Genomic DNA, 12,567 nt, shown 5'->3' on the forward strand with positions numbered 1-12,567 from the left:
TGCGGATGAATGTGGGAGGTGTTCGGATAAAGTCGATAATCAAGGCAGTCCCTATTTCACCGCAACGTATGATGGGGAATTTTGGATGCTGGGTATAATCGTCGTATTGCATTGAAATGTGGCGAAAGGAGTGGCAATGTCTCGGTATTGCGCCTCGTGCGGCAAGCTTCTTGAAGATAATGCCAAGTTCTGCACCTCGTGCGGTGCACCCGTTGAGCAAACAGCCGCGAGCGATAGCCAGCCCGCTTTTGAGCAGACCGGCTCCCTTGATACGCCGCAAGCCAAGGCGGACGACCCCCTCGCCTATAGCCCCGACCCCGCCGCAAGGACCGAAGCCGTCGAGACCACGCAGCGCATACCCGTCGCGAGCGGCTCGCCCCAACAGCAGCCGGCTCCCGCATACGCGCCCGCTTCGCCACAGACCCCCGCTCCCAAAAAGAGCGGCACCGGGCCGCTTATCGCCGTTATCGTTGTGCTGGTGGCGATCATCATCGCCCTGGTCATCTTCTTTGCGATCAGACCGTTCGACAACGCCGCCACGCAGACGACTGCCGAGGTAGCTAAGCTGCACCATGACGTCGACGACGATGACCTAAAGCCTCTCGGCAATCCCAACAGCCTGTACGACGATGATGACGATGACGACGAGGATGGCGGCGAAGCAACGCTCTCTGAGCAGAACCTCTACCGTCGCCTGAGCGAATACTACGACCTGCTCGAAGATCTCGACAGCCAGGTCCGTGGCTGCGCGCAGAACTTCAACGGCAACTATCTGGAAGAGGATCGAACCACCCGTCAAAATCTCGCCGACGTCGCCGAGCGCACGGAGGACACCATCGAGCAGTATTACGACATCGTCGAGGACCTGGACGTCCCGACGAGCTCCAAAAACTACAGCTCCTGGAAGGACATCATCGCCCTGTACGACGACCTGGATCACCGCATTGACGCAATCTGTGATGCCTGGGAGATCAGTCTGAAATACGCCAAGCCTGCGGACCACAAGAATGAGATCGTGGCGCCGCTGTCGCGCGACAACGTGGCGGGCACCAATGACAATAAGTACCGCCTAGACTTTGAGGAGCGTTATCCCGGCGCCAAGCCTGTCGAGGTGAACTAGCGCTTTGTCGTTCCCGAGCCGGCAGTTAGGGACGTTCCTAAACTGCCGGCAGAAAAAGAACGTCCCTAACTGCCGGTCAAAAAAACGAGCGAGGATCGCGGGGTCCTCGCTCGTTTTTTTGGGCAATGTTTCGACTGCGCCGTTACTTGTCGGCGGCCTTCTTGGCCGTCGTCTTCTTGGTGGTCGACTTCTTGGCAGTCGACTTTTTCGCCGTCGAAGTCTTCTTCGCAGCGGTCGTCTTCTTTGCCGTGCTCGCCTTGGTTGTGGTCTTGCGGCCGCGGGCGGGCTTCTTCTCCTTGGTCGGGCAGTCCATGTTGACGCAGATACGCCACGGACCGCGCGCCGTGTTGACCACCACGATGGGGGCGCCGCACTCGGGACAGGTCTCGCCCGTCGCCTCGAGCTTGCCACGCGCCGGCAGCGGATAGCTCACGCCGCAGTCATCGTAGTTGGTGCAGCGGATAAAGCGCTTGCCGCTCTTCTCGCTCTTGTGCGCGATCAGGTCGCCATGGCGTCCGGCCTCGGCACACACCTTGCACTCGCCCACCTTAAGGTCGGGCTCGTAGTTGGTGGGGCACGTCGGGTTCACGCAGATCTCGAAAGCCTTCTGGCGGAACGGCTGACACTTAATGCGCGGCGCACCGCATTCGGGGCACACGGCGGCCTCGCCCTCGAGCGGGCTCACCTTGACGCCGCTCGGCACCGGATAGGTCACGTCGCAGTCGGGCCAGCCCATGCAGCCGATAAAGCTGCCGCGGGTCTTGGCGCTCGTCTTCATAACCAGGTCCTTGCCGCACTTGGGGCAGGCGCCCACGCGCGCATCGGCCGTGACGGCGTCGCTGATGGCGTCGCCCAGCTCCTGCGTGTGCTTGAGCAGCTCGTCGAGCACGCCGGCCAGCAGCGCGCGCGAGTGCGTCACGACATGCTCTTCGGTGTCCTCGCCGCGCTCCACACGGGTCATGTCGCCGTCGAGCTCGCTGGTCATATCGGGGCTCGTGATGCGCGGGGCAAACTGCGTCAGCGCGTCGATGATGGCGATGCCCAGCTGGCTCGGCTCCACGGGATCGTTTTTGAGGTAGCGCACGGCGTACAGGCGCTCGATGATGCTCGCGCGCGTGGACTTGGTGCCCAGGCCGCGCTTTTCCATCTCCTGCACGAGCTTGCCCTGGCTGTAGCGCGCGGGCGGCTCGGTCTGCTTGGCCTCGAGCTTAATGTCGAACACGTCGACCGTGTCGCCCTGCTCCAGCGGAGGCATCTGCTCGTCGCGCTTGAGTCCGTACGGGTACGCCTCGCGGAAACCCGGGGTCACGAGCACATCGCCCGAAGCCACGAACGGCTCACCGTTCACATCGAGCTCGAGCTTGGTGTTCTCGATAGTCGCGGGACCCATGAGCGTCGCCAGGAAGCGACGGGCGATGAGGTCGTAGAGCTTGCGCTGGCCGCCATCGAGCGTGGACGGATCGCCTTCGCCCGTGGGGTAGATGGGCGGGTGGTCGGTGGTCTCGACTTTGCCGCGCGTGGGCTTCATGGGGCCGGCGAGTACCTTTTTGCACACGGGCGCCAGCGCCGGGTTGATCTTTGCCAGGTCGCTCACCACGGCGCCCAGATCGAGCGTCGCAGGGTACACGGTGTTGTCGACACGCGGATAGCTGATGAGGCCCGCCATGTAGAGGGACTCGGCGATGCGCATGGTACGTGCAGGTGAGATGCCCTCGGCCGCGGCGGCAGCCTGCAGCGAGGTCGTCGCAAACGGGGTGGGCGGCTGCTGCTTGCGGGAGCGCTTGGTCACCGCGGCGACGGTTGCCGTCGTAGCGCCGTCGACGTGGCCGTACGCCGTCTCGGCAGCATCCTTGTCGGTAAAACGTGCCGTCTTGTGCGCAATCTTAAAGCGGTCATCCTCGGCAGCACCCTGAGCGGCACCCATGCCGCGAATCTGCCAATAGTCCTCGGGCACAAACGCCATGCGCTCGCGCTCGCGCTCGACCACCAGGGCAAGCGTCGGCGTCTGCACGCGGCCGGCGGAGCGCACGTTGCCAAAGCCGCCAAACTTGGCGAGCGTCAGGTAGCGCGTGAGCACCGCACCCCAAATGAGGTCGATGTGCTGGCGGCTCTCGCCGGCGTCGGCCAGATTCTGGTCGAGCGAGACAAGATTATCGAAGGCCTGCGTAATCTCGGCCTTGGTAAACGAAGAATACTGGGCGCGGGCGACCGGCAAGTCGGGCGCAACCTCGCGCACCTTGTTGAGGGCGTCCGAACCGATCAGTTCGCCCTCGCGGTCGAAGTCCGTGGCGATAATGACGCTGTCGGACTTCTTGGCAAGGTTCTTGAGCGAGCGGATGAGCTCCTTCTCGGCCGGCAGCTTAATGACGGGCGCCCAGGTGAGGTAAGGCAGGCTCTCGAGCTTCCAGCCCTTGATGGAGATACCATCGGCAAGAAACGGCTTGCGCTTGGTGTCGTAGGGCGGACGTGCCAGGCCATCGGGCATATCGGCCGGCAGCATCTCGCCGTCCTCGGTGACCGAATACCAGCCCAGCTTTTTATCGAACAGCACGCTGTCGCAAAAATCGGGCGCAAGGATGTGACCGGCAAGGCCGATCGTCACGCACTCCTCGCCCTTCCACTCAAAACGGTAGATGGCGGTGTTGTACACCTTGTCCTTTTTGGGCTTGCCCGTGGACAGACGCTCGGCAATCTGACGCGCGGCGTCGTTTTTCTCGGCGATGATGAGCTTCAAAAGAGGCTCCTATCTCGTATCTCTGCGGCTACGCCCGCCCGTATGGCGGCCGACTTACGCCCTTGCTTGCTCAATCTGCCCGATGAGCCAATCGCACCAGGCATCCATGCCCTCGCCCTTGCGCGCGCTCACGGCAAACCGCGGCGCCTGCGGATTGAGGTCATCGAGTGTCTTAGTATACCTATCCATGTCAAAATCGAAAGCCGGAGCCACGTCGACCTTGTTGAGCAGCTGCGCGCCGGCGTGCTGGAAGATGCCCGGGTACTTGATGGGCTTGTCGTCGCCCTCGGGCACCGAGAGAATCATGATGGACAGGTTCTCGCCCAGGTCAAAGTCGACCGGGCAGACCAGGTTACCCACGTTTTCGATAAAGATGACGTCGATGTTCTCCAGACCCACAGCCTGGTCGAAGGCATCGACGGCCTCCATGATCATGTTGCCCTCGAGGTGGCACAGGCCGCCCGTGTTGATCTGGATGGCGGACATGCCGGCTTCCTTCATGGTGATGGCGTCGACATCCGAGGCGATATCGCCCTCGATGACGGCGCAACGCAGGCCGGCTTTGTCACGCAGGCGCTCGTTGGTGCCCAGAATCGTAGTGGTCTTACCCGAGCCGGGGCTCGACAGCACGTTGATCACGTAGGTGTTCGTCTGCTCAAATCGCTGACGCAGCTGATCTGCCAGGCGCTCGTTGCGCGACAGAATCGGCGATGCAATATCAATCGTTTTCTCGGCCATACTTAGCGCTCCTTACTTTGGCCCCTTTATACCCCATCACCAGATGGCTAGCGGGCTAATCGTCGGGGGTTTCGATTTCGATACTTGCGATATCGAGCTCGCGGCCGTGCAGTAGGCGCACGTTGGCACCACCACACTGGGGACAGCGACAGTGGAAGCGATCGTGGTCGAAAACCTCGCCGCAGTCCAGACACTCGCTTTGTGGATGGACCTCCTCCACGGCAAGCTCGCAGCCGCGCGTGAGCGGATCCTCGTCGCGAAACGTCTCCCACGCAAAGTCGAGCGCCTCGCGCACAACTTCGGTCATATCCCCGATACGCAGCGTTACCAAAACGGCGCGCGAGGCCCCCGCCCCACGCGCCGCGCGAATCACTGTATCGAGTATGCCGTTGACAATGCCAACCTCGTGCATACCGATTTACTCCTCGTCGTCCTCGTCGTCCGAGAACAGGTCCAGACGGCTCACGAACAGGCCCTCCTTGCCCTCGCGCGCGGTAATGACCACGCGAGCGATGGCGAGCGAAATCTCGTAGAGCGAGAGCAGGGCGCCATACATGAGACCCAGCGTAACGGGCGAGCCGTCGGGCGTAATCACAGCCGAGCCCACAAGCAGGCCAACGTATACATAACGCCAGGCACTGCGGAAAGCAGCGTAGGACACGATGTGGAAGACGGACAGGTAGAAGATGATGAGCGGCAGCTCAAACGCCACACCAAAGCCGATCATAAAGAGCAGCTCCATGTTGACGTAGTTCTCCAGATCGGGCAGCGCCGTGGCGACGGCCGAGGTCTCGCCGATGAGCCACTCAAAGCCTGCCGGGATAATGATGAAGTAGCAGAAGATGGCACCCAGGAAGAACAGCACCGTCGAGGCGAGCACCGTGGGCACGACCCATTTGCGCTCGTTGGGACGCAGTGCCGGCAGGAAAAATGCCAGAATCTGCCAGATGATCATGGGCGTGCACATGACCACGGCCATCTTGATGGCCAGCGAGAAGCGCAGTCCAAAGCCGCCGAGCGTGGTGGTGATGTAGAACTTACCGTCCGGCACAAAGGAGCGGATGGGGTCTTCCAGGATGTCGAGCACCACGGGCGTGGCGAAATACAGCACGATGGCGGCGGCAAACACCGACACGACCACGATGGTCAGGCGGCGACGGAGCTCGCCCAGGTGATCGAAGAGCGGCATGCGCGCAGGTCCGATAGGCATTACTCATCGCCTCCCTTCGGGGCGTCGGCGGCAACGGCGTCGTCCTCGGCCTCGAGCTCGCGAGCGAGCTGGTCGACGACGGCCTTGCGCTTGCGGGGACGACGGGCGTAGAGGTCAGCCGTCGTGGGCTCTGCCGGCTCGGGCTCGGGCTCCGGCTCTGCAGCAGGCTCGGGCTCGACGACAGGCTTGGCGGCAGCGGCAGGCTCGGCGCTCTCGGCCTCGGACTCCTCAGCAGCACCCTCGCCCTCAGCAGCACCCTCGCTTGCAGCCTTCTCGGCAGCAAGGCGGGCACGGCGCTCGGCGAAGGTCTCCTTCTTTGCTGGCGCAGCCGTCTCGGCGGCTTCCTCGTCCGCATCGGAATCGTCGTCGGTCGCAGCGGCCTTCTTGGGCTTGACCGGCGCCGACGCGGCCTCGCTTACCGGATCGATAATCTCGGACTGAACAACGGCCGTCATCTTTTCCTGCGTCTCGCGGAACTGACGGATGGCACGGCCGATCGTGCGGCCCATCTGCGGGAGCTTATCCGGGCCAAACAGCAAAAAGCCGAAGACCACGATGATCGCGAGCTCACCCTCTCCAATACCAAACACACATACCTCCAAGGCTCGATGTGAGTCGAGCCCGCACCGCGCCATTCGGCCGGAACTCGTCTATTCATTCGGTCAAGTATAGCGCCCGGACGCCAAAACGTCCGAGCGCATCACAAACATATGCCAAACGGCACGCCCTTTTGGGGGCCAAGATTATGCAGCGGTGATCGAAATCTCCTGGTCGACACCCAACAGCTGAACCACGCGCATCACCGGAGGCTGCACATTGGTGCAGCTAAAGCGCTTACCGTGGTCGACCGCGTGGTGCGCGGCGCCCACGAGCACGCCAATGCCCGTCGAATCGATGTAGCTCACCTGGGCAAAATCGAGCTCAACGGCCTCAGTGGGCTGCTCGAGCGCCAGGTCGATGGCATTGCGCAGGCTATCGGCGTTAGAAATATCAATCTCGCCGGTGACCTTAATGGTGTAGAGCTCTGGCGTGGGGTTGGTGGAAATACCCAAATCCATGTATACGCTCCTTTACGTATCGAAAGTGCGGATAGTACGGGAAGCCGCGCGTTAGGCGCGCTCGGCACGCGCAAGCTCGGCAGCGACAAGCTTAACGGCCAGCACCAGCACATCGAGCGCAGCCTCCAGGTCCTCGACCGTGGGATAGCTCGGCGCGATGCGGATGTTGGTGTCGCGCGGGTCCTTGCCATAGGGCCAGGTAGCACCGGCCGGTGTGAGCTTGACGCCCAAGTCGGCGCAAAGCGCGGCGACCTTCTGGGCCGAGCCCTCGGGGCCATCGAAGCTCACAAAGTAGCCGCCGCGGGGATGCGTCCAGGTGGCGCAACCCGTGTCGCCCAAGCCCTCGGTGAGTTTGCGCTCGACGGCCTCAAAGCGCGGACGCAGGAACTCGGCGTGCTTTTTCATGTGCTCCTTGACCGCCTCGATGGTGGGAAGGAAGCGCACGTGACGCAGCTGGTTGAGCTTGTCGGCGCTGATGAGGCCGGCCTTCAGGCGCTTGGAGAACTCGGCGATAACCGCGGGGCTCGCACCGATAAAGCCGATGCCGGCGCCCGGGAAGGTGATCTTGGACGTCGAGGCAAAGGCCACCACGCGATCCTCGGTGCCCGCCGCGCGAGCGAGGTCAAAAATGTTTGCGAGCTCGTCGGTCTCGTCGTACAGGTCGTGCACGCAGTAGGCGTTGTCCCAGAAGATGCGGAAATCGGGCGCGGCCGTGGGCATCTCAACCAGGCGGCGCACGGTGTCCTCGCTAAAGGTGATGCCCGTGGGGTTGGAATACTTGGGCACGCACCAGATACCCTTGATGGAATCGTCGGCGGCAACGAGGCGCTCGACCTCGTCCATGTCGGGGCCGTTGTCGGTCATCGCGACGGGGACGTTCTCGATACCCAAGTCGGCGGTGATGCCAAAGTGGCGATCGTAGCCGGGAACGGGGCACAGGAACTTGACCTTCTTGCCGTCGTGCGCGGCCTCGTAGGCGTCCCAGGGCTCGCTGCCGCACGAGCCACAGCGCCAGAACATGCCGGCGATGTCATGCTCGATCAAAAGGCTCGACGAACCCAGCACAAGCGTCTGCTCGGCGGGGCAGCCCAGAAACTCCCCCGCCAGCTTGCGTGCCGAGGGAATGCCCTCAAAGCAGCCGTAGTTGGAACAATCGACGTTGCCGTCGTGCAGATCGGCGTCGGCATTGAGGATATCGAGCATGGGGCGCGAGATGTCCACCTGGGCGGGCGACGGCTTGCCGCGGGCCATGTCAAGCGCCAGGCCCTTGGCCTTGACCTCGGCGACCTCGGCTTTGAGCGCCTCGATGGCGGCATCGAGTTCGGTGGTTTCCATCTTCTGGTAGATCGTCTGCATGGGTGCGACCTTTCGCGAAGCGGTACGTTGCAGTTTGTCTAAGTATAGACCGCCACCGCCGCAACGTTATGAAGCCGTGATAGATTAAGTTCATCGCAATGAATTACGAATCGCCGCGCATGCCGGCGTGGGGCGCCCAAGGAGGCACTATGGAGTACGGATCGTTTCAGGCCGAGGAATTCGGCGACCTGCAGCGCCTGGTCGACGGACTGTTTTACGACCGCCACGCCATCGACCGCCTCGATTTGATCGTACAGGCCGAAATCTTGGACCTGGCGCCCGATCTCATGGAAATCGTCAACCTGCTGCCGCCCGGCTATTACGATCGCCAGTCACTTTGCGACCAGCTCAACTCCGCCTTGGCCGCCCACGGCTGGGGCGCCGTCTACGGAACGGTGGAATAAACCTAGTCATTTAAGAACGTCCCCAATGACTAAAACGCCGCCTGTGATGGTGTTCACAGGCGGCGTTTTCAAACTTGCATGTGCCCTTACTCGTCCTTGGACGCGGGGTGCTTGCAGACCACACTCATGTAGATCATGCCCAGCACCGCGGCGGTAACGGATCCGGCAAGAATGGCGGCCTTTGCGGCCAGAACCTCAAACTGGGCCGTCGGGAAGGCAAGGCCGCTAATGAGGATCGACATGGTAAAGCCGATACCGCCCAGAATGCCCACGCCGGCAATCATGTGCCAGTTGACATTGTGCGGCAGCTCGGAAATCTTGAGTTTAACCAGGGCAAACGTCATGCCAAAGATGCCGATCGGCTTGCCCAGCAGCATGCCAAAGTACACGCCGAGCGTCACCGGGTCGGTGAGCAGCGTGCTCATGTCCACGCCCACCAGGCGAACCTGCGCGTTTACGAACGCAAAGATCGGCAGGATCACAAAGTTGACCGGCGTGGAGATCAGACGCTCCATGCGGATGAGCGGCGGGGTCACGCGGTGCATGACGCGCTCAACCTTGGTGGTCGAGACGGTAAAGTCATGCTGGCCCAGGATGTGCGCCTCGTCGTCGTAGCGGTCATCGAGCAACGGCAGGCACTCGCCCAACCAATCGGTGAGGCTATCGAGTTTGACGCCGCACTTGGCCGGGATGGTAAAGGCCAGGATGACGCCGGCAAGTGTGGCATGTACGCCGCTCTTGAACATGCAGAACCACAACAGCAGACCCAGTACCGAATACGGGGCAAGGCGGTAATGCTGCGTCTTGTTGAGCCACACGAGCGCGCAGGTCACAAGCGCGGCGGCGCCCAACCAAAACGGATTGGGGCTCTGACCGTAGAAGATGGCGATGGCGGCGATGGAGATGAGGTCGTCGGCGATGGCGAGCGTCGAGAAGAACACGCGCACGCCGTTGGGCACGCAGTTGCCCAAAAGCGACAGCACGCCCAGCGCAAAGGCAATATCGGTTGCCATGGGGATAGCCCAACCGTTGTGCGCGCCGGCATGGTTAAAGATCAGATAGATGCAGGCGGGAACGACGACGCCGCCCACGGCCGCCAGCATGGGAAGCATGGCCTGACGCGGATTCTTGAGCTCGCCGACCGTCATCTCGTACTTAAGCTCAATGCCCACGAGCAAAAAGAAGATCGCCATGAGGAAGTCGTTGACGAAAAGCTCAACGGTGAGACCGGCCGTAAGGTTGCCCAGACCCACATACAGCGGGGTCTCCAAAAAGTGATGAATGGCCTCGTAGGCATCGGTGTTGGCACAGATGACGGCGGCGATGGCGGCGATCACCATGACGGCGGCGGAAATCGTGCCGTTCTCGGCAATGCGCTCCCAAATGTCGTGGCGCTCAAAACGCTTGCGCTCACGGGTGTTGAACAGCTGCTCGGTTGCTGCCATGGGCGGCTCCTTTCGCGGGAAGGTTCCCGTCTTAAAAAAGCACGGCCCGCCCAAATGGCGGCGCCGCGCTCCAACGTATTACGCTTGCATCTAGCCTACCCTGCGCGACAAACGCGCAAGCGCGGCCGAAAAGCGGAACCACAGGTTGAACATTATTTGCTCAACGGTGCGAGCGCCCCTGTCCAATAGGGGACGCGGTCCCGCGCACAAAAAACGACCGGAGCGCGGGGCGTCCGCGGTCCGGTCGTCGGTGTTAGGTCAACAAAACCTAGCAGGCGGCCATGATGGGAGCAGCGACCTGCTTCTTGCGGGAAAGGACGCCCGGCATCCAGACGCCGTCGTGCTCGTCAGCGATGCCCAGGCCCTTCTGAGCGGCCTCGGTCTCACCCTCGAGCAGGACCTGCGAGCCCTCCTCCATGATGTCGGTGATGCACAGGACGATGCCGTCGGCACCCTTCTCGGCGGCATAGGCGCGCATGGCCTCGCGGATCTCGTCAATCATGCCAAGCGCACGGCTCTTGTCGACAGTCTCGTACTGGCCGATGAGCAGCTTCTTGCCAGCGGGCTCGAACATCTTGATGTCGTTGCCGACCATCTCGGCTGCAGTGAAGGAGCCGGACGGGCGGGTGAGGAAGACCTCCATGCCAAACTTGACCGGGTCGACGCTCACCTGCTCGCCGAGCTTGGCGGCGACGGCGCGGTCGACATCGGTGGTGGTGGGGCTCTTGAGCATGAGCGTATCGGTCATCATGGCCGAGAGCAGCAGCTTGGCCTGAACGTCGGAAAGCTCAACGCCGAGCACGCCGGCGAGCTTGGTGACGATGGTGCAGCTGGAGCCCCAGGGCAGGCAGATGTAGTGCAGCGGACCGGCAGTCTCGAAGTCGCCGATGCGGTGATGATCGACGACGCCAAAGACCGTGGCGTCCTTAAGGCCGGCGACGGACTGGGCGGACTCGTTGTGGTCGGTGAGGACGACGAGCTGACCGGCCTCGACGGACTCGATCACGCGGGGCTCGGCAATGCCGGCGTCGGCGAGCAGCTTGGCGGACTCGGCCGGAAGCTGGCCCAGCGCGCAGGCCTCGTAGGTGTTGCCGGCATACTCAACCTGGTTGAGCAGCTGGGACAGGACGACGGCGCTCATGATGGCGTCGTTATCGGGGTTCTGGTGACCAAAGACAAGAACGTTTGCCATGGATATCCTCCACTTGATATGTGTACTTGGACGTAGCTATGGTAGCACGCTGACGCCGAACCCTATGAGATGGAAGGGCCGCAGCACAAATTGGGGCAGGCGCTGAGGCAAAGTCTGTCCCCTCTGCACCATGTGGCGCAAACTAACCTGCCCCCTTGCGCCAGCTATTTGCCGGCGGCGCGCAGGGCTACGTAGGCGGCACCGATGATGCCGGCGTCGTTGCCGAGCGAGGCGACCTTAATGGGCGTCTCGCGCGAGGCAGAAAGCACGTACTGCTTAAAGTGCTCGCGGACCTTGTCGAGGTAGACATCGGCCGAGGCGGATGCGCCGCCGCCGATCAGGAACATCTCGGGGTCGACCACGTTGGCGATAAGCGCCAGAGCGCGACCGAGATAGTCGGCCATGGTATCGGCCGCGGCTAGCGCGAGCTTGTCACCCTCGCGACAGGCCTGGAACACGTCCTTGGAATCGGAGGGGCCGGTGAGCTCGATGGGGTCGACGCCCGCCTTCTCGCACTCGGCAAGATAGTTGCTCACCACGCCGGTAGCGCTGGAATACTGCTCCAGGTGGCCATGGCCGCCGCAGCCGCAGGTGCGCTCCTCAGCCGGGTTCAGGCACATGTGGCCAATCTCGCCGCCGGCACCCACAACGCCCGACACCACGTCGCCGTTAACGATAACGCCGCCGCCCACGCCGGTACCGATGGTGACCATCACGACGTTCTGCACGCCCTTGGCAGAGCCGAGCCAGGCCTCGCCCATGGCAGCGGCGTTGGCATCGTTCTCGTACTTAACGACCGCGTCGGGGCAGTGCTCCTGGATGGCGATCTTAAGCTCGGGCAGGTTAATGGCAATGTTGGCCTTGACCTTGGCATCGCCCGACGCCGGGATAGGGCACGGAACAGCCAGGCCAATGCCCGCCACAAAGGCACGCGGAATCTGCGCCTTGGCAACCACCTGGTCGATAGCCTCGGTCACCGCGGCAAAGCCCGCGGCGTCAACGATGGGAGGCGTAGGCACGCTGGCCTTGGCAAGCAGGTTACCGTCTTCGTCGAACAGGCCCTCCTTAACCGAAGTGCCGCCGACGTCAATGCCGATGTAGTACTGCTTAGGTTCCATGGGAGCCCACCTTTCTCGTTTAAACATTGCCAGTATGGTACCGCTCCCAAGGCAAAAACCTGCCAAAAAGGGACAGGTTTGTTTTAGCAGGTTTTATCTGGGGAAACGCAATTGGCCGCTCAACAGACCGCGCAAGACCATCCCCAAAATCAGAACCACCCTTAAAAAGGGTGGTTTGCTCTTAGGGTATAA

The 12,567-nt window shown here is 62.2% G+C and carries 12 protein-coding genes; 2 read left to right on the forward strand and 10 right to left on the reverse strand.

The window, feature by feature from the left end; translation table 11 throughout:
* Positions 1–136: 136 nt before the first annotated feature.
* Entirely contained in the window at positions 137–1,120 is a 984-nt protein-coding gene (locus DW171_RS09575; protein WP_117565016.1) for a zinc-ribbon domain-containing protein, read from the forward strand.
* Positions 1,121–1,262: 142 nt separating this feature from the next.
* Here DW171_RS09575 and DW171_RS09580 read toward each other — a convergent pair whose 3' ends face one another.
* From DW171_RS09580 to DW171_RS09610, 7 genes are all read right to left on the reverse strand, one after another.
* Positions 1,263–3,854 carry a DNA topoisomerase I gene (locus DW171_RS09580; RefSeq protein ID WP_118095188.1) on the reverse strand — a complete coding sequence of 864 codons (2,592 nt, stop codon included), beginning with the start codon at positions 3,852–3,854 and terminating at the stop codon, positions 1,263–1,265.
* A 54-nt stretch (positions 3,855–3,908) separates the two neighbouring features.
* The gene (gene hypB, locus DW171_RS09585) at positions 3,909–4,592 is read right to left on the reverse strand and encodes a hydrogenase nickel incorporation protein HypB (RefSeq protein WP_117637070.1); all 684 of its coding nucleotides are present in this window, start codon (positions 4,590–4,592) and stop codon (positions 3,909–3,911) included.
* A gap of 55 nt (positions 4,593–4,647) precedes the next feature.
* A complete protein-coding gene (hypA, locus tag DW171_RS09590; RefSeq protein ID WP_022093859.1) occupies positions 4,648–5,004 on the reverse strand; it encodes a hydrogenase maturation nickel metallochaperone HypA in 357 nt (118 codons plus the stop codon).
* 6 nt (positions 5,005–5,010) lie between these two features.
* Positions 5,011–5,802: a twin-arginine translocase subunit TatC gene (gene tatC, locus DW171_RS09595; RefSeq protein WP_055285525.1), complete on the reverse strand. Its 792-nt coding sequence runs from the start codon at positions 5,800–5,802 to the stop codon at positions 5,011–5,013.
* Positions 5,802–6,392 (reverse strand): twin-arginine translocase TatA/TatE family subunit, encoded by a 591-nt coding sequence (locus DW171_RS09600; protein ID WP_158570915.1) that lies wholly within the window; start codon positions 6,390–6,392, stop codon positions 5,802–5,804. Before DW171_RS09600 ends, tatC begins: the two co-directional genes overlap by 1 nt.
* A gap of 153 nt (positions 6,393–6,545) precedes the next feature.
* Positions 6,546–6,860, reverse strand: coding sequence for an STAS domain-containing protein (locus DW171_RS09605; RefSeq protein ID WP_035137695.1), 315 nt, complete (start codon positions 6,858–6,860; stop codon positions 6,546–6,548).
* Positions 6,861–6,911: 51 nt separating this feature from the next.
* Positions 6,912–8,216, reverse strand: a complete 1,305-nt coding sequence (locus DW171_RS09610; protein ID WP_118237192.1) for an aminotransferase class I/II-fold pyridoxal phosphate-dependent enzyme — start codon at positions 8,214–8,216, stop codon at positions 6,912–6,914.
* 149 nt (positions 8,217–8,365) lie between these two features.
* Between DW171_RS09610 and DW171_RS09615 the strand changes: the two genes are divergently transcribed.
* Positions 8,366–8,620 carry a hypothetical protein gene (locus DW171_RS09615; RefSeq protein ID WP_022093864.1) on the forward strand — a complete coding sequence of 85 codons (255 nt, stop codon included), beginning with the start codon at positions 8,366–8,368 and terminating at the stop codon, positions 8,618–8,620.
* 86 nt (positions 8,621–8,706) lie between these two features.
* On the opposite strand, the gene nhaA is transcribed toward DW171_RS09615, so the two are convergent.
* The 3 genes from nhaA to DW171_RS09630 form a co-directional block, all read right to left on the reverse strand.
* The gene (nhaA, locus tag DW171_RS09620) at positions 8,707–10,065 is read right to left on the reverse strand and encodes a Na+/H+ antiporter NhaA (RefSeq protein WP_118271071.1); all 1,359 of its coding nucleotides are present in this window, start codon (positions 10,063–10,065) and stop codon (positions 8,707–8,709) included.
* Between the two features lie 268 nt (positions 10,066–10,333).
* On the reverse strand, positions 10,334–11,257 hold the full coding sequence (locus DW171_RS09625; RefSeq protein ID WP_118237188.1) for a manganese-dependent inorganic pyrophosphatase: 924 nt from the start codon (positions 11,255–11,257) through the stop codon (positions 10,334–10,336).
* Between the two features lie 164 nt (positions 11,258–11,421).
* Positions 11,422–12,375, reverse strand: a complete 954-nt coding sequence (locus tag DW171_RS09630; protein WP_233539152.1) for an ROK family protein — start codon at positions 12,373–12,375, stop codon at positions 11,422–11,424.
* Positions 12,376–12,567: the final 192 nt, after the last annotated feature.

Source organism: Collinsella sp. AM15-2 (assembly GCF_003471985.1).
Classification (GTDB): domain Bacteria; phylum Actinomycetota; class Coriobacteriia; order Coriobacteriales; family Coriobacteriaceae; genus Collinsella.